General features: G+C 50.4%; 26 protein-coding genes. 17 read left to right on the top strand and 9 right to left on the bottom strand.

Translation table 11 applies throughout. The features are described from left to right. The first annotated feature begins 165 nt into the window (after positions 1-165). From GHC22_RS10005 to pphA, 6 genes are all read left to right on the top strand, one after another. Positions 166-3,351 (top strand): host specificity protein J, encoded by a 3,186-nt coding sequence (locus tag GHC22_RS10005; protein ID WP_153752834.1) that lies wholly within the window; start codon positions 166-168, stop codon positions 3,349-3,351. Beyond that, positions 3,351-3,665, top strand: coding sequence for a hypothetical protein (locus GHC22_RS10010; RefSeq protein ID WP_044700331.1), 315 nt, complete (start codon positions 3,351-3,353; stop codon positions 3,663-3,665). The genes GHC22_RS10005 and GHC22_RS10010 overlap by 1 nt, the downstream gene beginning before the upstream one ends. Next, a complete protein-coding gene (locus tag GHC22_RS10015) occupies positions 3,666-4,340 on the top strand; it encodes a hypothetical protein (RefSeq protein ID WP_153752835.1) in 675 nt (224 codons plus the stop codon). A gap of 108 nt (positions 4,341-4,448) precedes the next feature. Next, positions 4,449-4,688, top strand: coding sequence for a cor protein (locus tag GHC22_RS10020; protein WP_153752836.1), 240 nt, complete (start codon positions 4,449-4,451; stop codon positions 4,686-4,688). Positions 4,689-4,746: 58 nt separating this feature from the next. Beyond that, the gene (locus GHC22_RS24660) at positions 4,747-6,057 is read left to right on the top strand and encodes a phage tail protein (RefSeq protein ID WP_228553249.1); all 1,311 of its coding nucleotides are present in this window, start codon (positions 4,747-4,749) and stop codon (positions 6,055-6,057) included. Positions 6,058-6,692: 635 nt separating this feature from the next. Further along, positions 6,693-7,334, top strand: a complete 642-nt coding sequence (pphA, locus tag GHC22_RS10030; RefSeq protein WP_048235214.1) for a protein-serine/threonine phosphatase — start codon at positions 6,693-6,695, stop codon at positions 7,332-7,334. Here pphA and GHC22_RS10035 read toward each other — a convergent pair whose 3' ends face one another. From GHC22_RS10035 to yebS, 5 genes are all read right to left on the bottom strand, one after another. After that, positions 7,335-7,526, bottom strand: a complete 192-nt coding sequence (locus GHC22_RS10035; RefSeq protein ID WP_003034941.1) for a YebW family protein — start codon at positions 7,524-7,526, stop codon at positions 7,335-7,337. A 102-nt stretch (positions 7,527-7,628) separates the two neighbouring features. Next, positions 7,629-7,865 (bottom strand): YebV family protein, encoded by a 237-nt coding sequence (locus GHC22_RS10040; RefSeq protein WP_029139506.1) that lies wholly within the window; start codon positions 7,863-7,865, stop codon positions 7,629-7,631. 100 nt (positions 7,866-7,965) lie between these two features. Next, positions 7,966-9,354, bottom strand: coding sequence for a 16S rRNA (cytosine(1407)-C(5))-methyltransferase RsmF (rsmF, locus tag GHC22_RS10045; RefSeq protein ID WP_255448297.1), 1,389 nt, complete (start codon positions 9,352-9,354; stop codon positions 7,966-7,968). Between the two features lie 112 nt (positions 9,355-9,466). Continuing rightward, positions 9,467-12,100, bottom strand: coding sequence for a PqiB family protein (locus GHC22_RS10050; RefSeq protein ID WP_063940870.1), 2,634 nt, complete (start codon positions 12,098-12,100; stop codon positions 9,467-9,469). Beyond that, positions 12,069-13,352 (bottom strand): membrane integrity lipid transport subunit YebS, encoded by a 1,284-nt coding sequence (yebS, locus tag GHC22_RS10055; protein ID WP_048216185.1) that lies wholly within the window; start codon positions 13,350-13,352, stop codon positions 12,069-12,071. Before yebS ends, GHC22_RS10050 begins: the two co-directional genes overlap by 32 nt. 128 nt (positions 13,353-13,480) lie before the next feature. On the opposite strand from yebS, the gene GHC22_RS10060 reads away from it, so the two are divergent. The 4 genes from GHC22_RS10060 (at position 13,481) to htpX (ending at position 17,903) form a co-directional block, all read left to right on the top strand. Then, positions 13,481-13,978, top strand: a complete 498-nt coding sequence (locus GHC22_RS10060; protein WP_003833782.1) for a GAF domain-containing protein — start codon at positions 13,481-13,483, stop codon at positions 13,976-13,978. Positions 13,979-14,074: 96 nt separating this feature from the next. Beyond that, positions 14,075-14,761, top strand: a complete 687-nt coding sequence (proQ, locus tag GHC22_RS10065; RefSeq protein WP_003833781.1) for an RNA chaperone ProQ — start codon at positions 14,075-14,077, stop codon at positions 14,759-14,761. A 19-nt stretch (positions 14,762-14,780) separates the two neighbouring features. Beyond that, entirely contained in the window at positions 14,781-16,829 is a 2,049-nt protein-coding gene (prc, locus tag GHC22_RS10070; RefSeq protein WP_048235216.1) for a carboxy terminal-processing peptidase, read from the top strand. Between the two features lie 192 nt (positions 16,830-17,021). Continuing rightward, positions 17,022-17,903 (top strand): protease HtpX, encoded by an 882-nt coding sequence (htpX, locus tag GHC22_RS10075; RefSeq protein WP_003034964.1) that lies wholly within the window; start codon positions 17,022-17,024, stop codon positions 17,901-17,903. Positions 17,904-17,950: 47 nt separating this feature from the next. Here htpX and GHC22_RS10080 read toward each other — a convergent pair whose 3' ends face one another. Continuing rightward, positions 17,951-19,324, bottom strand: a complete 1,374-nt coding sequence (locus GHC22_RS10080; RefSeq protein WP_048216186.1) for an MFS transporter — start codon at positions 19,322-19,324, stop codon at positions 17,951-17,953. Positions 19,325-19,498: 174 nt separating this feature from the next. On the opposite strand from GHC22_RS10080, the gene kdgR reads away from it, so the two are divergent. Then, the gene (kdgR, locus tag GHC22_RS10085; protein WP_153752840.1) at positions 19,499-20,290 is read left to right on the top strand and encodes a DNA-binding transcriptional regulator KdgR; all 792 of its coding nucleotides are present in this window, start codon (positions 19,499-19,501) and stop codon (positions 20,288-20,290) included. A gap of 114 nt (positions 20,291-20,404) precedes the next feature. Here kdgR and GHC22_RS10090 read toward each other — a convergent pair whose 3' ends face one another. After that, the gene (locus GHC22_RS10090; RefSeq protein WP_003034975.1) at positions 20,405-20,644 is read right to left on the bottom strand and encodes a YobH family protein; all 240 of its coding nucleotides are present in this window, start codon (positions 20,642-20,644) and stop codon (positions 20,405-20,407) included. 164 nt (positions 20,645-20,808) lie between these two features. Between GHC22_RS10090 and mgrB the strand changes: the two genes are divergently transcribed. The 6 genes from mgrB (at position 20,809) to rlmA (ending at position 25,151) form a co-directional block, all read left to right on the top strand. After that, complete coding sequence (gene mgrB, locus GHC22_RS10095; protein WP_003034977.1) at positions 20,809-20,952, top strand: PhoP/PhoQ regulator MgrB; 144 nt, start codon at positions 20,809-20,811, stop codon at positions 20,950-20,952. 74 nt (positions 20,953-21,026) lie between these two features. Then, positions 21,027-21,311 carry a YebO family protein gene (locus GHC22_RS10100; protein WP_003833774.1) on the top strand — a complete coding sequence of 95 codons (285 nt, stop codon included), beginning with the start codon at positions 21,027-21,029 and terminating at the stop codon, positions 21,309-21,311. Positions 21,312-21,947: 636 nt separating this feature from the next. Beyond that, entirely contained in the window at positions 21,948-22,091 is a 144-nt protein-coding gene (locus tag GHC22_RS10105) for a DUF2627 domain-containing protein (protein ID WP_003034983.1), read from the top strand. Positions 22,092-22,103: 12 nt separating this feature from the next. Beyond that, a complete protein-coding gene (gene cspE / locus GHC22_RS10110) occupies positions 22,104-22,313 on the top strand; it encodes a transcription antiterminator/RNA stability regulator CspE (RefSeq protein ID WP_001062678.1) in 210 nt (69 codons plus the stop codon). Positions 22,314-22,532: 219 nt separating this feature from the next. Further along, positions 22,533-24,278: a peptidoglycan glycosyltransferase FtsI gene (gene ftsI / locus GHC22_RS10115; RefSeq protein ID WP_003833773.1), complete on the top strand. Its 1,746-nt coding sequence runs from the start codon at positions 22,533-22,535 to the stop codon at positions 24,276-24,278. A 63-nt stretch (positions 24,279-24,341) separates the two neighbouring features. Next, on the top strand, positions 24,342-25,151 hold the full coding sequence (rlmA, locus tag GHC22_RS10120) for a 23S rRNA (guanine(745)-N(1))-methyltransferase (protein WP_153752842.1): 810 nt from the start codon (positions 24,342-24,344) through the stop codon (positions 25,149-25,151). On the opposite strand, the gene mntP is transcribed toward rlmA, so the two are convergent. Both mntP and GHC22_RS10130 read right to left on the bottom strand, forming a co-directional pair. Then, the gene (gene mntP / locus GHC22_RS10125; protein WP_020996621.1) at positions 25,148-25,714 is read right to left on the bottom strand and encodes a manganese efflux pump MntP; all 567 of its coding nucleotides are present in this window, start codon (positions 25,712-25,714) and stop codon (positions 25,148-25,150) included. The two genes, rlmA and mntP, sit on opposite strands and share 4 nt — an antisense overlap. A 433-nt stretch (positions 25,715-26,147) precedes the next feature. Further along, positions 26,148-26,606, bottom strand: coding sequence for a DUF986 family protein (locus tag GHC22_RS10130; RefSeq protein ID WP_048216190.1), 459 nt, complete (start codon positions 26,604-26,606; stop codon positions 26,148-26,150). Between the last annotated feature and the right edge of the window lie 34 nt (positions 26,607-26,640).

Genomic DNA, 26,640 nt, shown 5'->3' on the forward strand with positions numbered 1-26,640 from the left:
TACTTCTCCTTTTTCCAGAGGTAATCAGCCATTCCACCTGTTATGAGTTCACCAGCGTCCCACCGCTGGCGGGCTGAATCCACAACATAACCAGGTATTTAGATTTGTAACATCCTGATATTCAGACAGTAGCCACCTTTGGGTGGCTTTTTTTATGGGCGCAATATGGCAACAGCAACCGCAATAAAAGGCCGCAAGGGCGGCAGCTCCAGTTCACGAACCCCTACCGAACAGCCTGATGATCTGCAATCTGTAGCGAAGGCAAAAATCCTCATTGCGCTTGGCGAAGGGGAGTTTGCAGGGCAGCTAACCGGCAAAGATATCTACCTGGACGGAACGGCGCTGGAAAATGCTGACGGCTCCCAAAACTTCAGCGGCGTAACGTGGGAGTTTCGCGCAGGAACGCAGGCGCAAAAATATATTCAGGGTATCCCCGGTACCGAAAACGAAATCAGCGTAGGAACTGAGGTATCAAGCGTTACAGCGTGGACGCGCACGTTTACCAATACGCAGCTTTCAGCAGTTCGCCTGCGTCTGAAATGGCCCTCGCTTTTCAAACAGGAGGACGACGGCGATCTGGTGGGTTACTCGGTCAATTATGCGATTGACTTGCAGACGGACGGCGGCGCATGGCAGACGGTACTCAATACCAGCGTGACCGGAAAAACGACGTCTGGTTATGAGCGCAGCCACCGCATCGATTTACCGCAGGCTGGCAGCACCTGGACAATCCGCCTGCGTAAGATTACCTCTGACGCCAACAGCGCGAAGATCGGCGACACGATGACGCTGCAGAGCTTCACTGAGGTTATTGACGCCAAGTTACGATATCCAAACACAGCGTTACTCTACATCGAATTCGATTCAAGCCAGTTTAACGGCTCTATCCCGCAGATCTCCTGCGAGCCCCGCGGCCGTGTTATCCGCGTTCCTGATACCTACGACCCTGAAACCCGCACTTATAGCGGTACATGGACCGGTGCGTTTAAGTGGGCATGGACGGATAACCCTGCGTGGATTTTTTACGATCTGGTTGTTTCTGACCGGTTTGGTCTGGGTAATCGCCTGAGTGCAGCCAACATCGATAAATGGACGTTGTACCAGGTATCGCAGTATTGCGATCAGCCGGTACCGGATGGAAAGGGTGGAAGCGGGACAGAGCCACGCTATACCTGTAACGTCTATGTTCAGGACAGGAATGACGCTTACACTGTGCTGCGTGACTTTGCGGCTATATTCCGGGGTATGACGTACTGGGGCGGTGATCAGATTGTTGCGCTTGCCGATATGCCGAGAGATGTGGATTACGCTTACACCCGCGCTAACGTTATCGACGGACGCTTTACCTATTCCAGCAGCACGACAAAAACGCGCTATACAACAGCGCTGGTTTCCTGGTCTGATCCAGGTAACGCCTATGCTGATGCGATGGAGCCAGTGTTTGAGCAGCCTCTGGTTGCCCGGTACGGATTTAATCAGCTGGAAATGACAGCCATCGGCTGTACCCGGCAATCAGAAGCGAACCGAAAGGGTCGCTGGGGTATTCTCACCAACAATAAGGATCGCATTGTTTCGTTTGATGTTGGCCTGGACGGAAACATTCCGCAGCCGGGATACATCATCGCCGTGTCAGACGAGCTTCTGTCCGGCAAAGTTATGGGCGGCCGAATCAGCGCCGTTAACGGTCGCGTTATCAAACTTGACCGCGTGGCAGATGCGGTAGCAGGTGATCGCCTTATTCTCAACCTACCATCCGGAGCGTCGCAGAGCAGGACCATTCAGGCGGTTAACGGGGAATCAGTCACAGTCACCACGGCATACAGTGAGACGCCGCAGGCTGAAGCTGTTTGGGTGGTTGAGTCGGACGAGCTCTACACGCAGCAGTATCGTGTTGTCAGCGTCTCCGATAACGATGATGGCACTTTCTCGATTACCGGTGCATGGCACGACCCGGATAAATATGCCCGTATTGATACCGGAGCCATCATTGACCAGCGGCCGGTGAGTGTGATCCCTCCGGGTAACCAGTCGCCGCCGGCTAACATTGTGATCAGCTCGTTTTCAGTGGTGCAGCAGAATATCAGCGTCGAAACCATGCGTGTGAGCTGGGACCAGGCGCAAAATGCCATCGCCTATGAGGCACAGTGGCGCCGCAATGACGGCAACTGGGTAAATGTGCCGCGCAGCTCCACCACGTCATTCGATGTTCCGGGTATTTATGCAGGGCGCTACCTCGTGCGTGTGCGTGCAATTAATGCCGCTGAAATTTCCTCTGGCTGGGGCTACTCCGAAGAGAAAACGCTGACGGGCAAGGTGGGAAATCCACCGAAACCTGTCGGCTTTGCGACAACGCCGATCAACTGGGGGATTCGCCTGAACTGGGGATTCCCGGCTAACACCGGGGACACGCTGAAAACGGAAATTCAGTACACCGCGAACAGTGATTTCTCAAATCCCCTTTTGCTGTCGGATGTGTCTTATCCGTCTGCCGAATACACCCAACTGGGGTTGAAGGCGGGGCAGGAATTCTGGTATCGCGCGCAGCTGGTAGACAGAACGGGTAATGAATCAGGCTGGACCGACTGGGTTCGTGGCGAATCCAATGCGAATGCTGACGATTACCTGGGAGATATTGCCGATGACTTCCTGACGTCTGCCGACGGTGATCGCCTGACAGGCGACATTGATACCAATCTTGAAGCAGCATTGCAGAACGCGCTGGCCAACCATGGAACGGTGGAACATCAGTGGGCGCAGTATGGCGAAGTGCGCGCGGATATTCTGGTGGTCAAAACGACCATTGCAGATGTTGATAAAGCGATGGCTGAAATGTCCACTCAGGTGCAGGCGCAGTTTAACAATGTGACTGCTGCACTGGAAGATAAGCTCACCGCCGTGGTTAATGCCACTGGTGCATCTGCGATTTACACCCTCAAAACTGGAGTCCGGATTAACGGTGTGATGTATAACGCCGGGATGTCGATTGCAGTGCTGGCGGAAGCGGGTAAGCCAGTAGTCACCCGAGTCGGGTTTAACGCCAATCAGTTCGTCCTGATGAGTGGCAGCGGTGATACGCAATATTCACCCTTTGCTGTTGTTAATGGTCAGGTGTTTATCAGCGATGCGTTTATTCAGTATAGCCAAATCACTCTGGCAAAAATTGGTGAATTACGCTCATCGAATTACGTTCAGGGTAAAACAGGCACCATCATGAAAGCAGACGGAACGTTTGAAATTAATGGGGCTGTTGCCGGGGAGGGGGCAACGAAAATGACCAATCTGAATTACAGCGTTAAAGATGGCAATGGCGTTCTCCGCGTGCAGATTGGCAAATTAACAGGGGTATTCTGATGACATGGGGAATTCAGACATGGGACGCTAACGGTGTCCCGAATAACTATGGCATTAAACCTGTAACCGTGGTGGGCATCATCGATCTTGCTTTAGGTCAGAAAACGGGAAGCTACCAGTTCAACCTCGAGCCCGGTTTAAAGGTCGGTTTTGCGGTTGGTACTCTGGAGGATAAAGGGACAATAAGTTACACAGATAAAAGAAATATTATTGCATCTGGAAACACCATAACAATACAGCCTTCAGGTAGTGATGGGATTAATGATTACCCGGCAGTCAAAGTGCAGTTAATCGTTTTTGCGGAGACTGCGTAGATGGCTAAATATGGCGCATTGATTTCATTACCTAACGGGAACCCTTTTATCACGCCTGATTCCACACCAATGACGCTTTACCGAAAAGTAACTGTCAACTCAACTTTTGGGGGGAATTTTAACAGTGCTTCGGCGTCCGTGACTATCGACGGTCAGAAGGGAGGGATTGCATTTGCAAGAACCAGCGCCCCTGCGAAGATATCAGCTTCAAAAAGTGGCAATACGTTCAGTGTTGATGCGTCTAATTACAGGGGATCGGCTTTTGTCCTTGAGGCCTATTTTTTTGCCATATATCCGCTTATCCTTCCGGCCTGGGGTGTGGCTATATGGGATGCCGAAGGGACACTGGTACTTACGAATGAGTCCCGGGTATTAAGCGACCTTACAACTATTGGTTCACCAGGTGCTGTAAGTGGTGGGCTTAACATTGATACATACATGGCAGGCAAATGGGCCGTAAATCCGATGGGGCTGGGATCTGTCATCCTCCATGCTGGTTCGGCACCCGGTGGGCAGCCAATATTTCAGTCTGTGGATGTGGGGACGGGTTGCCATGACGACACTGGTGGTACAAGAATTAGGGGGCAAAGTTCAACCACTGCAAGTGGTTCCTCTGTCGGAACAACGAATAGCGGAATTGTGATAACGGCGATAAACACAGCTGCATATGATTAAACTGATCGATTTGAACGATCAATTTTAGAATATTGATCTATTAAAACTATTTTAATTATTCAATGCCATTGGTTATTTTTTATTTAAATAATTAGTTCTGGCGTCTAAATGAAAAAAATAATCATTCCAGTTATTGTCTGTTTGGTGCTTTCAGCCTGTTCAGGACCTGTTCTGGAGAAACAGAAACCGGTTTGTCAGGCTGAGTTAGTGCTTGGTGGACAGCCCCAGTCAGTGCACATTTACGGTGTGCGAAAAGTTGTTAATCAGACTGAGTACAGGGCCGGTTATCCATTTAACTGGCGATGGGTGAATAAAAATAACTTCACCCGTTCGAATTGCGCTCAATGACATACCCAAAATAACCCGCTCCGGCGGGTTTTTTATTATCTGAATTCAGGAGATATCCATGTCAGCAGGAACACTCACCCTGACGAATAAATCTGCTGCTGTATCCGGCAGCGGAACTGCATTTACTACAGAGCTGGCAGCCGGAGATTTTATTGTTGTTACAGTGGGTGGTATTCCATACACTCTCCCGGTTAAGACCGTCAATAGCAATACATCACTGACACTGGTGGGTAATTTCACCGGACCAACGCAGTCAGGTGCAGCCTGGTCTGCCGTCCCGCGTGTAGCACTGAATATGGTTACCGCCGCGCTGGTGACTCAGGGTGCGGAAGCACTGCGTGGACTGAATTATGACAAACAGAACTGGCAGCAGGTATTCAGCGGTACCGGAACCATTACCGTAAGGCTGCCAGACGGCACTACCTTCACCGGCCCGTCATGGAAATACTTGGCCGATAATATGGCCACAAAAATAAATGGGGCTGTTCCTTTAGATCAGGGTGGGCTCGGATCAACGACCCCAGAAGGGGGGAGAAAAACTCTAGGCCTCGGAAGTGCTGCCACGGCCAATGCAACTATAGATAAATTAATGCCTGGCGTTAACTCAGAGAATCTTTTTAACGCAAAATCTATAGGGATGACAGTAGCGCGTCATATAGATAATTTCTCTGATACAACCTTAATTGGTTTTGGCCGCTACACTGGCAGTACAATAAATAAACCGCAGGGGCAGGGTGTAGGCTTGCAATTGCAGTTTGACACCACCCCATCGACTACGTGGTTTGTATGGACAACTGATGGCCGGGCATTTATTCAGACGGCACATGCACAGAACGGGACCTACAATTGGCATGAAGTTTACACGACGGCAAATACGACGAAATCCAGTGACGGTACTTTGAAGTCCGCCTCTCCGGTCGCCCGTATTGTCAAATCGCAGGAAGAAAACCAGCGTATGGATGTGGATAAAAATGGCTTTGCATGGTGTGGATGCGGCACAGCAAACGAAGAAGCTGAAGGTATCAGTATTTCACGTCAGGAAACCGGAGTGTATGTGCTTACCGGTTCGTCTGGCCTGGCATCACAAGGCTGGCAGTTGATTCCACCAATGGACCCAGGAGGTATGGGTGAACTTGGCATTGTCGAAGGAGAAGAGACGGAAAGCGGCGAAATCACGATCCGCCTGTTCAGGCGTAAATACATGATGATTGATGACGGCGAAATTATAAAAGTCAAAGGCGAGCCGATCGACGTCCCGGTCTGCAGTTGGATCGATGTTCGTATGGATATGCCAGAAGACAGCGCCTGGAACCGGAAGCAGGCAGAAGCAAACAATGGATCCGATATACCGGATGGGGCCGGGATCTGAAAGCTGACGCAACCACGCCGTATGCAAGAGCATGGCAGGGACCGACTGGCGAACGTTCGATAGTGCGAGTATTGAATGATTGCCAGTCGTGGTGGATTTTACTTCTGCAGTATGACGAATCAATGTGTTTAATCTGAAATCAGCCACATATCAGCCTCTTCAAACATGTCCTGAACAGTACGGCTTAGGGCAGGAAGAAAAAGTGGTGCGCACCGTTAAAGATTTAAAAGGAGCTTGCAAGGTAAATCGGAATGATGGTTTTGTGAATTGATGAATTCTTAAAAATGGGTAGACGCTGAAACAATGCGATCCCGAACTTTTCCCGACGACACCACGAAACCAATAGCAACTGATTGATCTTGAATGGGTGCAATAGTAAGTATCAGGAGGTGTTTTATAGAGGGCTTTTGGTGCTAACTTATTGAAGTTTATAGCTTATTGCATTTTGAGTTGTAAACAGGAATCGTATTCGGTCTCTTTTTATGTGGCGAATGCGATGCCATCCAGGGCAAAACACGGCGTATTGCACGCTGCATTCTCCATAAACCATACCATACTCCTGCCCACGATCGTCCAGGCTTTTTTACCAACATTGCTAAAATTATAATCAGGTACCCTTGTACTCTGGAGGCGACATGGGACGACCTGGCAATATCTATCAACGAATCGACGGTACGCAGTGGCGCCACGTTTGGGTGGTTGGGGATATCCACGGCTGCTTCTCGATGCTGATGGCTAAACTTCGCCAGTACCGTTTTGATCCCTGGCAGGATTTGCTGGTTTCAGTGGGGGATGTTATCGACCGTGGACCAGACAGTTTGCGTTGTCTGAAGCTACTGCGTAAACGCTGGATTGTCGCGGTCAGGGGAAACCATGAACAGATGGCGCTGGACGCGCTGGCGACGGGGGATCAATTCATGTGGTTTATGAATGGAGGCTCGTGGTTCGAGCAGGCGGAGCAACCGGCAGCGAAATTTGCTCTTGAAGCGTGTTGGCAGTTACCCTGGATTCTGGAGCTGCATTGTCAGAACGGTATACACGTTATTGCTCATGCCGATTACCCGGATGATGATTATCAGTGGCTAAAAGAGATCGATTTACAGCGCGTGCTGTGGGACCGCTCGAGACTGATGAACAGTGGTTGTGCGATTCACGGCGCGGATCACTTCTGGTTTGGCCACACGCCGTTGCGCCATCGGCTGGATCGCGAGAATCTACACTATATTGATACCGGTGCTGTATTCGGCGGCGAGTTAACGCTGGTACAACTGCAATAATCAAAAATCGCTGTATTCCTGGGCCGGATGCCAGAAACTGTCGATGTAGTCGTCCGCAGGTAAACATCCGCCGTTACGAATACGTTGATCGTCCATCGATATCAGGCACTGCTGCTCAGTTTTGTAGACATCAACCACGATATCTTCACAACCGCCATCCAGATAGCACACAAAAAGAACCAGCGTGAACATTCCATCCTCAAATGGTAAAGCCATACCTGTAGTGTAGAAGATGTTGATAGATGAGGGAAATTAACCAAGAAATAACCCGTCTGGCGACGGGTTCTTTTTGAATCAGGCAAGGCGCATGATCCAGGCATCTGACTTACGATCGTAGTGTTCGCGAAATAGTACTGAATGTTCTCCGTTCAACAGGGCCGGGACGCTGGTGTCGGCATCCCAGGCATCCAGTTGCATACATAAATCCGGATCGGATTTACACGGAATGGTTAACGTTCGGTCCCCCGGCGATTCGCCATGTAACTCGGCGTCGTCGATTTCAAAAGCGCCAATGCGCACACTGGTTTTCATCATCGTGCTCTCCGTTAATTTGCTGGTTGTGGTACGACCAGTTAGGCCGTCCATTTTTCAGCGTAGTCAACGTTAGCAAAAGCGCCAGTAAAAACGTGCGTTATCCCGTAAAGAGTTTGCCATCCCGGACAAGATCGCGCGGGTAACTATTCTTCAGTCGCGATCCAATGCGTTTTGCCAGACCGATCGGCTGATGCTGGAACGTAACCAGTACGTCGTCACTCGTCGGTGCGGTTTGCGGGTAAACATCTCTACCGCGATACCACTCTTCCGCTTCGGCAAGGGTCAGTTCGAATGCATGGCTGTGGTTCGGGTCGGCGAGGGCGATAACGGCCTCATGCTGCCAGCGATACCCTTTATTGTGGGTTTCAGCCAGTTTGATCCCGAGTCGAGAAAAGCGAACCTTGCCAATCAGAGGTTCAATTTCAGCCGGGAACAGCCAGATCTCTTTATCGCGCTGCCACAGGCGCAAATTATCTTCCCACTGCAGTCCACAAGCGCTCGCGGCTTGCGTGACAAGCGCAGATTCGCGTCCTTTAAGCGGGCTAAACGGGAAGTTTCCGACTTTGTACTTCGGCGCAGGTAGTGCAGGGATTGCAGCTGTTTTGCGTAAACGCGCAACGAAGAAACCTTCGCAATCGTAAATCTGCGGGAATACATGCAGGAATCCTTCCGGCGTCAGGGCGCGTTCGGCCTGCGGAAATAAATCGCCCAGAGGTAAAAACTCGACGGCATCAGGGTAGGTCTCTATCAACCACTGCATGATATTTTCATTTTCGTCACGATTAAGCGTACAGGTCGAGTAAACCAATGTGCCACCGGGACGCAGGGCGTGGAAGGCGCTGTCGAGCAGTTCGCGCTGGGTTGCGGCAATTTCCAGATTACTTTCTACGGACCAGTTTTTTAGCGCATCGGGGTCTTTACGCACCACGCCTTCACCGGAACACGGTGCGTCGAGCAATATGGCATCAAATGATTCCGGCAACGCAGCGCCAAATACGCGTCCGTCAAAATGGGTCAGGGCGACGTTGGCTATCCCGCAACGGCTGATATTGGCATGCAGGACTTTGACGCGACTGGCAGAAAACTCATTCGCCAGAATGGCGCCTCGATTATTCATTTTTGCGGCAATTTGCGTGGTTTTGGAGCCGGGGGCTGCCGCAACATCCATTACGCGTTCCGGGGTATTGCCTTCGGCGAACAGTGCTGCGACTGGCAGCATTGAACTGGCTTCCTGAATATAAAACAGGCCGCTTAAATGTTCTGCGGTGCTGCCGAGCGGCACTGACTCTTCATCATCGCGCTCGATCCAAAAGCCTTCAGCACACCAGGGAACCGGAGTGAGAGACCAGTTGTAAGGTGCTGTCAGTGCGAGGAAATCGGCAACGGAGATTTTCAGCGTATTGATGCGAATGCTGCGGCGCAACGGGCGCTGACAGGCAGCGAGAAATTCATCGAATGAGAGCGTGGAAGGCATTGCTTCACGCATTTGAGTCAGAAAGGCGTCGGGAAAATAAGCCACTTGGTACCACCGGCAAAAAAACAGGTGCGCAGTGTAGCATAAGTGCTCCGGCGCGAGTACGCCGGAGCAAGTGGAGAGATTAACGTGGCAGGGCGGTTCCCCATTCACGCCACTCTTTTGGTTCGCTTTCCAGCAACAGGAAGTGTTTACCGGCCTGTGCTTTCGGAGCCAGCGGTGTACCTGGTGGAGTCGCGAAGGCGATGCCGCCGCGGATGAACTGATTGAAGGTACCGGTCTTCACGACACCGCCGGTCAGGCCGAAGTCGAGATTGTAGCCGGATGCCAGCCAGAACACGGAGTTGTTACGTACCAGATGCTGATAGCGTTGGCTAATGCGCATGGCAACCATCACACGATCGGAAAGCGAGCCCAGCGTCAGCCCGGTGACGGTCCCCACTTCAATACCTCTGAACAACACCGGGGTTCCGATATTCAGCGAACCTGCTTCTGGTGCTTCAACCACAATACTCAGACCATCGAGGTAACGAGAGTCGGTAATGGTGGCTTCCTGCAGCTCAAAATCACGGCGCGGATTACCGCGTCCTGGTTCAACGTTGATATACGGCTGCAGGATTGTATCCAGATGCTCCACGCCCGCTGCCGAAATTTGCGGGGTGATCACGGAGAAACGGGTACCGCTTCGCGCGAAGGTCTGCACGTATTCCGGGTACAGAACCGCTTTTGCCTGAACTTCGTTACGGGCGGTGATCAGCTCAAGCGTCTGGATCTGTCCGATATCGATTCCCAGGTAGCGAATCGGCATGCCTGCAGCGAGTTTACCGGCATCGAACGCATGCAGCGTTATCTGGCCGCCGACCGCACGCGCGGCGGTTTCCGAAGCATACAGAATACGCTTGTCGCCTTTACGTTGGCTGGCGCTGGCACCGCTTAAATTATCGAAGCTAATCGCCCCTTTCAGCGCGCGTGAAAGGGGAGATGCCTGTACGGTTAATCCGCTGCCGTTAAGCTGAACTTTTGCTCCGCCTTCGGCCCAGAACACGCTGTTGCTGGTCAACAGGTTGCGATATTCCGGTTTGATATGCAGATCGATATCAAACGCATCGGCGCGAGGACGAACGCTAATCACTTCACCGACCTCGAATTTGCGGTAAAGCACCACCGAGCCAGCCTGTACATCAGGTAGCGTTTCGGCGCTCAGGCTGACCGTAGTGGTTGGCAGATCGCTCAGACTGTTTTCAATCGCTTTCTCCAGGTTAGCGTAAAGCGGGTAGCTTTTTTTCATTTCACCCTTAGTACCGGGCAAAATACGAATGCCGCCGCTGAGCCACTCACTGGCGCTGGCGCCAAGGAACTCCACGCCATCAAGTCCGACTTTGACATCCACGCGGCTGTTCACCACGAACTTACTGTCACCCTGCACCAGGTCACGATGCTGTGGTTCAACAGCAACGGTAAATGAGACGCCTTTGCTGGAAAGCGTACGCTCAATCACCTGACCGACCTGTACGCCGTGAAGAATTAGCGGCTGGCCAGCATCAATACCGTAACTCTCCGGCGCGGTCAGCGTAAACGTCATGACGCCTGGGTCGTGTAACAACGACTTCTCAGCGGGAATAACGACAAACTGGTTACGCGGCTCGCCTTCGCCAGGTACCAGCTCGAAAGTTTTACCTGTTAGCAGCGAACTGAGATTCACATCGCTTAACGATAATTTAGGGCTGTGTAACTCAATTCGTGTGTTGTCACGCAGCAGCGTTACGACGCTGGGATCGACCGTCATTTCGCCGGTGACTTTACCGCCTGGGTTTAAATCCAGTTTTGTGAGCTGACCGACTTCTAATCCTTGATACATCAGCGATGTTGAGCCTGCTTTGAGTCCATCTCCGCTGGGTAAATCAAGCTTGACGATTACTCCACGCTGGCTGTGCGCGAGATCCTGATATAGACCAAACGTGTCGTCTGCCGCAGCAGGTTTTGAGTCTTCGGGTGAATCAAAAGCAATGGCACCGTTGACCAGCGCCGCTAGACTCTCCAGTTTTACCTTCGCACCGCTAAGGCTGACATCCGCATTTACACCGGAGACGTTCCAGAAGCGGCTGCCTTTTTTCACCAGATTGGTGAAGCGACGTTCAATCAATACATCGATGGTTACGCCCTGATGGTTCGGGTTGATGGTGTAGTCATAGACCCTGCCCACCGGAATCTTACGGAAATAAACCAGTGAACCGCTATTAAGCGATCCGAGATCAGGGGCGCGCAGATGCAGCATTAAATCGCCATTATCCAGACGATACTTGGGCTGGGTGTCCAGGGCGACGAAATGATCCTCGGCCTCGCCAGTACCGGGCATCATGCCGATATAGTTGCCGCCAACCAACGCATCCAGACCAGAAACCCCAGCCAGCGACGCCTTCGGCGTGACCAGCCAGAACTGGGTATCTTTGCGCAGAGCATCTTTCATGCTCGATTTGATGCTGACGCGGACTTCAATTTTGCGCAGATCTTTGCTGAGGTTGATATCCTGCACCGTGCCCACTTCAACGCCCTGATAACGAACGGGAGTACGGCCTGGCACAATGCCGTCCGCAGACATAAAGTCGATGGTCACGGTATTGCCGCGATCTTCATAGCTTCCCCAGATAAGCCATCCTGCGATCATCAGCGCGATGAACGGCAGCAGCCAGAACGGGGAGATACGGCGTTTTGTTTTAATCTGCGCTTCAGTCTGCGAAGCGGGCGTTTCCTGACTCATGTGCATCCCAAAGTAAGCGGCTGTCCAGCCATTCCACAGCAAGAATAGTCAATATTACCGCTGCGCCGAAATAAAACGCAGCCGGTCCCATAGTAAAAGCAAGTATCTGATCGCGATTTATCAGCGACATGGTTAACGCGATAACAAAGAGATCGAGCATTGACCAGCGGCCAATCCAGGTCACCATACGCAGTAGTTTTATACGGGTGCGCAACCCTTGTTCACAATTAAAGTGGATGCTGAATAGCAACGTAAACATCACAATCACTTTGGTGAATGGCACTAATATACTGGCGATAAACACGATCGCCGCTACGCCGACATTACTGTTTGCCAAAGACATTATGCCTGACAGGATTGTGTCTTCCTGTCGGCCGCCGTTGACATAAATTATTGAGATGGGCAGTAGGTTAGCGGGCAAAAGCAGGACAATCGAGGCCAGCAGTGCCGCCCAACACTTTTGGATACTTTGATTTCTGCGCCAGCGCAACGGGATATGGCAGCGAGGGCAGCGACCGCGGGCATCCGGATAACCTGTAAAATGGCAGCCGAGGCAGACGCGGAGCTTTTCATCGGGCCGACGAGCCGGTCTTTGCGGGTAGAAACGGTCCCAAAGCTGCTCAACGTTAAGATGTGACAGCGTCAAAATACTGAGGATCACCAGCGCAATAAAAGCAAACAGCCCCACGCCAGGCTGCAAAAAAGCATAGTCCTGAACCTTGATTGATGCGACGCCGATACCCACCAGGTAAATATCGAGCATCACCCACTCTTTGAGCCTTTCCAGCATCAGCAGCACCGGGCGCAGGTTCATCCCGAGAATATTACCAAACCACAGATAAGCGATTGAGGTCACGAGAATTAGTGGCGCACCAGCGACGCAAAAAAGCACGAAGGAGGCGGTGAGGGGATCACCTTGTCGGGTCATTTGCCAGATGCCTTGCATCACATTGGCATCAATGCGCACACCTAATAAATAGATGTGCAGGAGTGGCTCTCCCCAGGCAAAGGGCATCAGCAGCAACATGGTGAAAGCCATTGCCGCCAGTCGCGTTAACGACCAGTCGCGTCCGTCACGAATTTTTGCCTGGCAGCGTGGGCAAAAGGCACTTTGGTGCGAACGCATTTTAGGCAAGCTAAATATCAGGTCACATTCAGGGCAGCGATGATAATGTGCACGAGGTAGTGCCTCACCGATGGACCTGATGGCTATTTTTTTAGTTGGCGTGATGCGTGGTGTCGTTAAGGCCATGTATCGCGAATCAAATTGTTGAAGTAATGTTATCTTAACTCATGACGGGAATGATCTTGAGCATTAACGCATTTAATGTTTATTTTAGTAGGCTGCAGTTTTAAGTAAGACAACTAAGTGATTATATAATGAACAAAATAGAGCTATACACGGATCTGAACCGTGATTTTCAGGCATTGATGGCAGGTGAAACCAGTTTTCTGGCAACGCTGGCGAATACCAGCGCATTGTTGTACGAGCGTCTTGCAGAAGTGAATTGGGCCGGTTTTTACCTGCTTGAGGACGATACGCTGGTGCTTGGTCCCTTCCAGGGCAAAATTGCCTGCGTGCGGATCCCGGTAGGGCGCGGTGTGTGCGGTACCGCAGTGGCGCAGAACCAGGTTCAGCGTATTGAGGACGTACATGCTTTTGATGGGCACATCGCCTGTGATGCCGCCAGCAACGCTGAAATCGTCCTGCCGATCGCTGTCGACAATCAGATAATCGGCGTGCTGGATATTGATAGCACGGCATTTGGCCGCTTTACTGAAGAAGATGAACAAGGTCTGCGTACGCTTGTGGCACAGCTTGAAACCGTGCTTGCAACGACGGATTACAAAAAATTCTTTGCGCGCGTCGCAGGATAATCAACGGATAACGTAGCAATTACTGATGACGTCATTATAATGTCGCCTGTTCATGCCTGCGCTTGTTGGCTACGTCCGTTGTAATCAGGAAATTTCATGGAAAATCAACCTAAGTTGAATAGCAGTAAAGAAGTCATCGCGTTTCTGGCCGAACGCTTCCCGCAGTGTTTTAGTGCGGAAGGCGAAGCGCGCCCACTGAAAATTGGCATTTTTCAGGATCTGGTAGAGCGTGTTGAGGGTGAAATGAACCTCAGCAAGACGCAGCTCCGTTCTGCCTTACGTCTCTATACTTCAAGCTGGCGCTATCTGTATGGCGTTAAATTGGGCGCAACGCGTGTTGATCTCGACGGCAACCCTTGTGGTGAGCTGGATGAACAACATGTTGAACATGCTCGCAAACAGCTGGAAGAAGCTAAAGCCCGTGTTCAGGCGCAACGCGCAGAGCAACAGGCGAAAAAACGCGAAGCGGCCGCTGCCGCCGGTGAAAAAGAAGACGCCCCGCGTCGCGAGCGTAAGCCGCGTCCTGCACCGCGTCGTAAAGAAGGTGCTGAGCGTAAACCTCGCGCTGAAAAACCAGCAGCAAAAGCACCGCGTGCTCCTCGCGAAGAACAGCATACCCCGGTATCTGATATTTCAGTACTGACGGTAGGGCAGTCTCTGAAGGTGAAAGCAGGAAATAATGCGATGGATGCCACCGTATTAGAAATCACCAAAGATGGCGTCCGTGTACAGCTGAATTCGGGTATGTCTTTGATTGTACGCGCAGAACACCTGGTGTTCTGAAACGGAGGCCAGGCCTGGCATGAACACTTTTTTTAGGCTTACTGCGTTAGCTGGTCTGCTTGCATTAGCAGGCCAGGCACTTGCTGTGGAAGACATCACGCGTGCCGATCAAATCCCCGTTTTAAAGGAAGAAACCCAGCATGCGACGGTAAGCGAACGTGTGACGTCGCGTTTTACGCGATCACACTATCGCCAGTTCGATCTGGATCAGGCGTTTTCGGCAAAAATTTTTGACCGCTATTTGAATTTGCTCGACTACAGCCACAATGTGCTGCTGGCGAGCGATATCGAACAGTATGCAAAAAAGAAAACGGTCCTCGGCGATGAACTGCGCACCGGCAAGCTGGATGTCTTTTACGATCTCTATAATCTGGCGCAAAAACGCCGATTTGAACGTTATCAGTACGCATTAAGCGTACTGGCACGTCCAATGGATTTCACCGGTAACGACACCTTTAACCTCGACCGAAGTAAAGCGCCGTGGCCGAAGAGCGAAGCAGAGCTTAATGCGCTGTGGGACGGCAAGGTTAAATTTGACGAACTCAGCCTGAAGCTGACCGGTAAAACCGATGCGGAAATCCGCGAAACGCTGACGCGCCGCTACAAATTTGCGATTCGCCGTCTGGCGCAGACCAACAGCGAAGATGTGTTCTCACTGGCGATGACAGCGTTCGCCCGTGAAATCGACCCGCATACTAACTATCTCTCTCCGCGCAATACCGAGCAGTTCAATACTGAAATGAGCTTGTCTTTGGAAGGTATTGGCGCGGTTCTGCAGATGGATGATGACTACACCGTCATTAACTCCATGGTGGCAGGTGGTCCGGCAGCCAAGAGCAAAGCGATCAGCGTTGGCGATCGTATTGTCGGCGTCGGGCAGACGGGCAAGGGCATGGTCGATGTGATTGGCTGGCGTCTGGATGATGTCGTAGCACTGATCAAAGGACCTAAAGGCAGCAAGGTGCGCCTTGAAATTCTGCCTGCCGGTAAAGGTACCAAGACGCGCACCGTGACGCTAACGCGTGAACGTATCCGTCTCGAAGACCGTGCCGTTAAAATGTCCGTGAAAACCGTTGGCAAAGAAAAAGTCGGCGTACTGGATATTCCTGGTTTCTATGTTGGTCTGACTGATGATGTCAAAGTCCAGCTGCAGAAACTGGAAAAACAGAACGTCAGCAGCATCATCATCGATCTGCGTACCAACGGCGGTGGAGCGCTGACCGAAGCGGTTTCGCTTTCCGGTCTGTTCATTCCTTCCGGCCCGGTGGTTCAGGTTCGTGACAATAACGGTAAAGTGCGTGAAGACAGCGATACCGACGGCGTTGTGTACTACAAAGGCCCGCTGGTGGTATTGGTCGATCGCTTCAGCGCCTCAGCATCAGAGATTTTCGCTGCGGCAATGCAGGATTATGGCCGAGCGCTGATCGTTGGTGAACCAACCTTCGGTAAAGGCACAGTTCAGCAGTATCGCTCCCTGAACCGTATTTACGATCAGATGCTGCGTCCGGAATGGCCAGCGCTGGGTTCTGTTCAGTACACGATCCAGAAATTCTACCGCGTAAACGGTGGCAGCACGCAGCGTAAGGGTGTTACGCCAGATATCATCATGCCGACAGGTAATGAAGAAACTGAAACCGGCGAGAAGTTTGAAGATAACGCGCTGCCGTGGGACAGCATTGATGCGGCGACCTACACCAAGTCAGATAATCTGACGCCGTTCGGACCTGAATTGCTGAAAGAGCACAATGCACGTATTGCGAACGATCCTGAGTTCCAGTACATCATGAAGGACATTGCGCGTTTCAATGCGATGAAGGATAAGCGCAACATCGCTTCTCTGAATTACGCTCAGCGTGAAAAAGAGAATAACGAAGATGACGCAATGCGCCTAGCGCGTATTAACGATCGGTTCAAGCGTGAAGGCAAACCGCTGCTGAAGAAACTGGACGATCTACCGAAGGATTACCAGGAACCGGATCCATACCTGGATGAAACGGTAAAAATCGCGCTCGACCTGGCGCATCTTGAAAAAGAAAAGCCAGCGGAACAGCCCGCAACCAGTCAATAACCTCGAACAGGCACAAGAAATTGTGCCTGTTTTTTTAACAAGTGCATGAAGACGTCAGTCTGATACGATAAAATGTAAAGTTGTGTCTTTCTGGTGACTTAGCACCTATGGATGCTTGAAAATAGTCATAAGACCCATACGATATGGGTAATCGCATAGTGCGTTTTGTTAAATTGAGGTTAAAAGAAAATTATGATGCGAATCGCGCTCTTCCTGCTGACGAACCTGGCTGTGATGGTCGTTTTCGGGCTGGTATTGAGCCTGACAGGGATTCAGTCAAGCAGCGTTCAAGGCTTGTTGATCATGGCACTGCTGTTTGGTTTTGGTGGTTCCTTCATTTCGCTGCTGATGTCCAAATGGATGGCGTTAAAGTCCGTTGGCGGGGAAGTGATCGAACAGCCTCGCAATGAAAGAGAACGCTGGCTGATGAATACAGTCGCGAACCAGGCCCGCCAGGCCGGGATCGCTATGCCGCAGGTTGCAATCTACCATGCGCCAGATATTAACGCGTTTGCTACCGGTGCGCGCCGGGATGCCTCGTTGGTGGCTGTAAGTACTGGCCTGTTGCAAAACATGAGTCCGGATGAAGCCGAAGCGGTTATCGCGCATGAGATCAGCCACATTGCTAATGGCGATATGGTTACCATGACGTTAATTCAGGGTGTGGTGAACACTTTCGTTATCTTTATCTCACGTATTCTGGCGCAGATTGCCGCTGGGTTTATGGGCGGCAACCGCGATGAGGGAGAGGGTAGCAACGGTAACCCGTTAATCTACTTTGCGGTAGCGACGGTACTGGAGCTGGTATTTGGTATTCTGGCGAGCATTATTACGATGTGGTTCTCACGTCATCGTGAATTCCATGCGGATGCAGGCTCAGCGAAACTGGTGGGTCGTGAAAAAATGATCGCCGCGCTACAGCGCCTGAAAACCAGCTATGAGCCGCAGGAAGCGACCAGCATGATGGCGTTCTGCATCAACGGTAAATCCAAATCGTTGAGTGAGCTGTTTATGACTCACCCGCCGTTGGACAAACGTATTGAAGCGCTGCGCAGCGGTGAATACCTGAAATAATTGGCAGCAGACTTAAAATAAAAAGCGCGTCGACAGACGCGCTTTTTTTATGCCTGAACTCGCGGTTGTGTAATACGTAAGCCACTTACGATTGCGGCTAGCGAAGCCAGAATACCCGCTGTTATCAGCGAAACGTGTGTTCCGCTGTCGCCAAACTGATTTAGCATCAGCGCAACCAGTGCGGCCCCGGTACTCTGGCCCAGTAAACGCGCCGTTCCAAGCATACCGCTCGCGCCTCCGCTACGATCACGCGGCGCGGAGGTGATGATGGTGTGATTATTCGGTGACTGGAACAAGCCAAAACCCGCACCGCACAAAATCATTGGCCAGATGATATTAAAATCAGAAGGTGATGCGGGCAGCAACACCAGCGAAAACAGCCCACACGCCATTACTGCCATGCCCAGCGCGCCCAGCAGACCCGCATGAACACGTTCAATCAAATATCCCGCCAGTGGGGCCATCACCATGGTTGCCAGCGGCCACGGCGTCAGCAGCAGGCCCGTTTCAACCTCGCTGCGCCCGAGAACCGTTTGCATGAAAAAGGGGAGAGAAACCATCGCCAGCATCTGTGCGCTGAATGAACAGATTGAAGTACAAATAGAGAGTGAAAACAGCGGAATGCGTAGCAGATCAACCGGTAATAACGGCACTGGCAATGCGAGTTGGCGGCGGATAAAGAAAAACCCTACCACGAGAAGCCCCACAAGTTCAGCACCAATCAGTTTTAGCGACTGTCCCTGTGCAAATCCGCTGAGTGCCGTGATTAACAAACCAAATGTTAAGGCGTTCATCACTGCGCTGGGCAGATCGAAGCGCGGTTTATTGCTACGTGATGAATTGGGTGGCAAAAAACGCATAGCCAGTAGCAGGGCGATGATCCCCAGCGGAACGTTAATCAGAAATAGCCATTTCCACGAGGCAATAGAAAGAATTGCCGCCGCAATAGTCGGACCCGCTGCCGAGGATACAGCCACGATAAAGGAGTTAATACCCATTCCGCGGCCAAGCTGGCGCTGAGGATAAATGAGTCGGATCAATGCCGTATTAACGCTCATCAGCGCCGCGCCGCCAAACCCCTGAGCCACGCGCGCTAACGTCAGCATATGCAGCGAGTCTGACAAGGCACAAAATAGCGACGCCAACAGAAACACGACCAGACCACACTTATAAATGCGTCGGTAGCCAAACATATCACCTAAAAAAGAGAGCGATAACAGCGAAACAACGATCGCAATTTGGTAGGCGTTCACAATCCAGATTGAGCTGGCGGGTGAGGCCTGAAGATCGGTGGCGATAGTGGGGAGGGCAACGTTCGCTATTGCGCCGTCGAGTACTGCCATAGAGATGCCAATAACAATGGTTAAAATTGCGCCATATCGCTGGGGCAATGGCAGACCATCGGTCTGAGTTTTTTCCATAGGAAGTCAATATTGTCGGAATTTATGATGAGAATAATAATTTTAGCATTGATATTCAGGCGTTAGGTCGCAGATTTGTAACTAAGTAAGCAAAGAGCGATTGCGAGGGCTGATACGTGAAATTATAATAAAAACCGGTTCTGATTTTTATAAAACACTCGAAAGGGGTGATAAATGGCAATCGCAGATCTGGATAAACAACCCGATTCTGTATCTTCCGTGCTGAAGGTTTTTGGCATCCTGCAGGCGCTGGGTGAAGAGCGCGAAATTGGTATTACCGAGTTGTCGCAACGCGTCATGATGTCGAAAAGCACCGTTTATCGCTTTTTGCAGACCATGAAAACGCTGGGCTATGTGGCACAAGAAGGGGAGTCTGAGAAATACTCACTGACCCTGAAACTATTCGAGCTGGGTGCTCGCGCGTTACAAAACGTCGATCTTATCCGTAGCGCTGATATTCAAATGCGCGAACTTTCGCGCCTGACCAAAGAGACAGTACACCTTGGCGCACTGGATGAAAACAGCATCGTCTACATTCATAAAATCGACTCCATGTACAATCTGCGCATGTATTCTCGCGTAGGTCGCCGTAATCCACTGTACAGCACGGCTATCGGTAAAGTTCTGCTGGCATGGCGTGACCGCGATGAAGTGAAGCAAATTCTGGATGGTATTGAGTACAAACGCAGTACCGATCGTACTATTACCAATACTGATGAATTGCTGGTACTGCTGGATAAAGTCCGTGAGCAGGGCTACGGTGAAGACAACGAAGAACAGGAAGAAGGTCTGCGCTGCATCGGTGTGCCGGTGTTTGACCGTTTCGGTGTGGTGATTGCAGGCTTGAGTATTTCATTCCCGACGCTGCGTTTCTCAGAGGAACGTTTGCACGAGTATGTGGCGATGCTGCATACGGCTGCGCGTAAAATTTCAGAACAAATGGGTTATAACGACTATCCGTTCTAATCTGGCGTAATAGCGTCAACTTAAAAACCCCAGGTATTTTTGTATCTGGGGTTTTTTATGAACAGTCATAACGTTAGTTGGTGCAAATAACGTAGCGTATGTATTGTTGCTATATTAACCGTTATCAATAATGACCGTACTTTTTCTTAACAAGGGACAATCCGACAGGCCAATGATACCGCTGTTTGTGTGGACGTATTGTGCGGTGCTGGTTCCGCGGGCGGTCAGATATTGGCATTGCAAGCCCAGACCCGCTGCATTCTCCTTACTTCCAATCAAAATTCCGTAGCCGCTCAGTAATAAACCGATCCAAACCAGAGCTAACAACACAATAGCGCGGATTATCAGACGCATTACAACCTCTTATCTTTTCTCGTTATTATTAGATTAGCCTGTACATGGGATGAAACAAGTGAATCATTCCTAAAAAGATTGAATGCCGATACAGTTAACGCTGGGTTTAGGTAACGCATGATAATTTATAGGCATAAGATGTAGATTCGAAGAGTGGAGCTGGAGTGAAAAAAATTCGCTGGGTAGTGCTGATAGTTGTTGTGCTGGTATGCATACTGATGTGGGCGCAAGTGTTCAACATCATGTGCGATCAGGATGTACAATTTTTCAGCGGTATTTGTGCCATCAATAAATTTATTCCCTGGTAAGCGCATTTTTGCCACAGTTGATTACCTTCTTGTGCGGCAGTGGTAAACTACGCTGTCTACATTGAGGTGGTGAAATGAACGAAGTTTTGAATTCTGGCGCGTTGAGTTTGGCGTCTTTGGCTGTATCGGTGGTGATTCTGGTTGTCGGGCTTGTACTGTGGTTTTTCGTCAATCGGGCAAGTTCGCGTACTAATGAGCAGATTGAGCTGCTTGAAGCATTGTTAGATCAGCAAAAAAGACAGAACGCATTGCTCCGTCGCCTTTGCGAAGCTAACGAACCTGAAAAAGCAGCAGAGCCTGCTGCGGTCACAGCGAAGGATGAAGATGATGACATCATCCGCCTGGTAGCTGAGCGGTAAAAACGGTATGACAGGGTGAGGATCTGTTGCTTTTGTTCTCAGATGTTTCATCCTGTCACCAACGTGCCAGATTATTTTCTTCTGTACATGTCGTGTAATTAGCACTCTGATACGCGTGTAAACTCAGTATTTTCAGATGCTCCAACCAATTAATATCTTATCCCCGGTCTGATATAAATATAATATCCCATACGATAAAAATATGATTATGTCATTTTTGTGATAGCGATCGTTTTATTAACAGCGAAACGTTTCTCTTACTTTTTTTGTGCATTGTCATCATTCTTTCATTATTTTGGTGTAAAAGCAGACGGCGGATCTCATTTTTACGCTTGTGACATTTTATGCATTACTAAGCATAAAAAATGATATCCGGCACACCCTGTAACAGCTAATCTGGAACAACCGAAGCTATTGAGCTATGGTAGAAATGTCCCGGCTATGGTGCAAGCCAGGCGGGGGATGGGGCGAGCGGCGGGAATATAACACTACTCGGTGTGGCGCATAACTGTGCAGTTGCTGTTTGATGAACGACGGGATTTGTGCGACCGATCGAGACACGTTTAAAAATGGCTTGCCATTATTAACGTTGTATGTGATAACACGTTTTGGGTTAAACGAGGTACAGTTCTGTTTATGTGTGGCATTTTCAGTAAAGAAGTCCTGAGTAAACACGTTGACGTTGAATACCGCTTCTCTGCCGAACCTTATATTAGTGCCTCAAGCAGTAATGTCTCAGTTTTATCTATGTTATGCCTGCGGGCGAAGAAAATACTCTAAGGAATTTTGCAAATGGCAAAGATTAAAGGTCAAGTTAAGTGGTTCAACGAGTCTAAAGGTTTTGGTTTCATTACTCCGGCTGATGGCAGCAAAGACGTGTTCGTACACTTCTCCGCTATCCAGGGTAACGGCTTCAAAACTCTGGCTGAAGGCCAGAACGTTGAGTTCGAAATTCAGGACGGCCAGAAAGGTCCGGCTGCTGTTAACGTAACAGCTATCTGATCGACACCACTGATTTGAAGCGCATATGCGCAACCATCTCAGATATAAAGCCTCGCCTATGCGGGGCTTTTTAATTCAAAATACGTCTAAATATTTCTAAATGCCCTTCCATTAGCGCTTTGTTGCAAAGGCGTGATGTTCGTAGCATAGTTTTCCCCGCTTTCTTACGACATTTCTCGTTAAATCAGACACCTGAAAAACTATCTTGCTGGAGACCAGGTGAAAAAGAAAAACGACGGCGACGCGCGCAATTTTACTCCCGTACGTTTTGCCCTGCTTTGTGTGGCAATATTATTGAGTCTGGGGTTGCTGCTGGGTCGGGTTGCGTGGCTGCAAATTGTCACGCCGACGAGTCTGGTGAAACAGGAAGACATGCGTTCGTTACGTGAGGTAACTATTGCCTCGCCGCGCGGGATGATTACCGACAGAGAAGGGCGACCGCTGGCGGTAAGTGTTCCGGTTAACGCCGTATGGGCCGATCCTAAGACCATCATCAGCAAGGGAGGCGTGGGTTACAACGAACGCTGGCAGGCTCTGGCAAGGACTCTGCATTTGTCACTGAGTACGCTGGCGGAACGCGTTAACAGTAATCCTGGCGGACGTTTTATTTATCTGGCACGACAAATTTCCCCTCAGCAGGCTGAGTGGGTAGATGATCTTAATCTCCCGGGCATCAACCTGCGCGAGGAATCCCGCCGGTTCTATCCCGCAGGCCACGTAGCGGCGAATCTCATTGGTTTTACCAACATTGATGGACAAGGCATTGAAGGGCTGGAAAAGAGCTTTAATAACCAGCTGATGGGTAAACCTGGCTCCCGTCTGGTACGTAAAGACAAATTTGGCCATGTCATCGAAAATATCACCGAAGTTACGCCTGTACCTGCACACGAATTACAGCTCAGCATCGACGAGCGTCTGCAGACGGTCACCGAAGATGCGTTGGACAATGCCGTTACGTGGAATAAAGCAGAATCAGGAGCCGCAGTGCTGGTCAACATTGCTACCGGTGAAATACTGTCCATGGCGAGCTTTCCTGACTTCAACCCCAATAATCGTGATGGCGCGGTACTGGATGATTTTCGTAACCGTGCAATTAGCGATACGTTTGAACCCGGTTCAACCGTTAAACCGCTGGTGATCATGACTGCACTCCAGCAGGGGATAGTACAACCCGACAGCGTGATTGATACCCATCCTTTTTACCTTGATGGGCATCGTATTCGTGACGTCGGATTTTACCCGGAACTGTCGCTGACCGGAATTTTGCAGAAATCGAGCGATACCGGCGTGTCGCACCTTTCATTGGCTATGCCTGTCCAAAAATTGCTGGATACCTATAAAAGCTTTGGTTTTGGCGATCCAACCGGACTGGGATTAACCGGTGAAAGCAGCGGTTTGATGCCTCAGCGCCGCTACTGGAGCGATTTGGATCGCGCGACCTTTGCATTTGGTTATGGGTTAATGGTAACGCCGCTGCAGTTGGCGCACGTATATGCAACCATTGGTAGTTTTGGTATCTATCGGCCCCTTTCGATTACCCGTATTGACCCGCCGGTAATCGGTACCCGAGTGATGCCGGAGGCGCTGGTTCACCAGGTTGAACATATGATGGAAAGCGTTGCGTTACCCGGTGGTGGGGGAACTAAAGCCGCGGTCAGGGATTATCGCGTGGCGGTTAAAACAGGAACGGCAAAGAAAATTGGTGATGACGGTAAGTATGTCGATAAATACGTGGCCTACACGGCAGGCGTTGCGCCAGCGAGCGACCCGAAATTTGCACTGGTGGTCGTCATCAATAATCCGCAAAACGGTGCTTATTATGGTGGGGCTGTCTCTGCGCCTGTCTTCAGCCAGATAATGGGTGATGTCCTGCGTCTGGAGAACGTTAAACCGGATGGTATGCCTGCTGACTCCGATCATCTGCTGGTGATGCACGGCAGCAACGTATCCTCGCCGTCGTTGTAAGTTATTTTCCCAGGGCGCAATTCGCGTTACACTTGCGCCCTTAAGTCACCTGCCGGAGTTGTCATGTCGTTTTCCTGTCCTCTTTGCCACCAGCCTCTTACTCAAGCGAATAACAGTTTTGTCTGCCCCGGGCGGCACCAGTTTGACGTGGCGAAAGAAGGGTATGTCAACTTACTGCCGGTTCAGCATAAACGATCGCGCGATCCGGGTGACAGCGCTGAGATGATGCAGGCGCGACGGGCATTTCTTGATGCCGGGCACTATCAACCGTTGCGTGATGCGATTGTGAATGTGCTGAAAGAGAAGTCGACTTCAGAAGATGCAGCAATCCTGGATATTGGCTGTGGGGAAGGGTATTACACCCATGCGTTTGCCGACGCGCTGACGGGTTGTACAACCTTTGGTCTTGACGTCTCCAAAGTGGCAATTAAAGCTGCAGCCAGACGCTATCCGCAGGTGACCTTTTGCGTTGCCTCCAGCCATCGTCTGCCGTTCTCAGATGAGTCAATGGATGCCATCATCAGGATCTACGCGCCCTGTAAAGCGCAAGAGCTGGCACGCGTGGTTAAACCGGGGGGATGGGTTATCACCGCCACGCCGGGACCGCGTCATTTAATGGAACTGAAAGGGCTTATTTATGATGAGGTGCGTTTGCATGCGCCGCACACAGAGCAACTGGACGGTTTTGTTCTGCAACAGAGTATTGCGCTGGGGTATCAGATGCAGCTTCAGGGCAGCGAGGCCGTTGCGTTACTGCAAATGACGCCGTTCGCCTGGCGGGCAAAGCCGGAGGTGTGGGAAACGTTAGCGGAGAAAACGACGTTTGACTGCCAGACCGACTTTAGTATTCATGTCTGGCAGCGTCTGAATTAACCGTGGAAGTGTGCCCAGAGGATCTGGGCACCGATACCAATCAGCACCACCCCACCCAAAATTTCTGCTCGTTTGCCCAGCATCGGGCCAATGAAACGACCAATCATCATGCCGAGCGTGGACATAATCAATGTGGCACAGCCGATGGCCAGCGCAGTGGCAATAATATTGACCTGCAGGAAAGCCAGACCCACCCCGACGGCCATTGCGTCGAGACTGGTGGCAATGGCGGTGGTAACCAGCAGCCAGAAACCATGACGGCGCTGCGGTTCTTCATCTTCATCACCGTTATCGCGAAAACCTTCGATTATCATTCGCCCGCCTAAAAAGATCAGCAGAATGAAGGCGATCCAGTGGTTCCACTCCAGCACGAATTTGCTGGCCAACATACCCATGCCCCAGCCAATCAGCGGCGTAAGCGTTTCAACTGCGCCGAATATCAGACCTGTGCGCAATGCTTCAGAAAATTTGGGTTTATGCAGTGTGGCGCCTTTGCCAATTGATGCAGCGAAAGCATCCATCGACATGCCAAAAGCGAGAAGAACGGTAGCGGTGAGATTCATAACAGCGTCCTGACCGGGGTATCCATAAAACACATCACTGCCCCCAGTAACCATGCATACAGGCCGGAATCACTGTAAATACAGCGCCATTCAGATATGCATTGCAGTTGATGTGCCTATGGTCTCGCCTGACTGAACCTGTAAATTCAGTCCGTACGCGCCACGTTTTTCAACGAGTATGTTGACACGTACATTTCCGGAGTCTGGAAATCGGCTACTCCCCAACGACGGGCGCAACCTTAACATATTTTGAGAATATAAAACAAGAAACGCAGAAATAATATTTGACTTCTAATTGAAAACGATTTTCATTTAGATTTATTTATAAATAAAACGTTAAAATAAATAACATTGTGGACAGTTAAATATAGCCTTGGCTATGTTAGTTTTTATACTGATATATAAAAAACATAGTTCAGGCTATATTTATAAGTTATTGATTTGAAATTAAAAGTTTATATATCTTCTCAAGATCGTCTATATTTCGTACGCGGATCAACAATCTTCGATGTTCTAATTGCATCACTAATACACCGTCTTCAGATAAATTCATCTCTTTAATGCGGTTATATTCAATCCAGACGTTGGCGAAGAAAAAACCTTTCTGCTTGAAGATGATTTTTGGCGTACGGATCCAGAACAGATACAACCCCATCAATACCAGTGCACATAATAACCATGTGGTAAATTGCGCGCCGTGGCTGGTGATGTTGTTGTAGATAAGAATAGCTACCAAGCCAAGGAAGATAACGCTGTCGACTCTGCTGCGGGGAAGCAGGGCGACAGTAAGCAGAGTAGGGCCATTACGGCGGGGCATGATGAACTGATCGTAAATGGCATACGCCAGCAGCGAAAAGATAAATAGAACCAGCACCAGGTCCGTGATAGTCATGAATCCTCAACCCTCTAAATAGAAAAACCGGGGG

The sequence above is a fragment of the Citrobacter sp. H12-3-2 genome, from assembly GCF_009649895.1.
Taxonomy (GTDB): domain Bacteria; phylum Pseudomonadota; class Gammaproteobacteria; order Enterobacterales; family Enterobacteriaceae; genus Citrobacter; species Citrobacter portucalensis.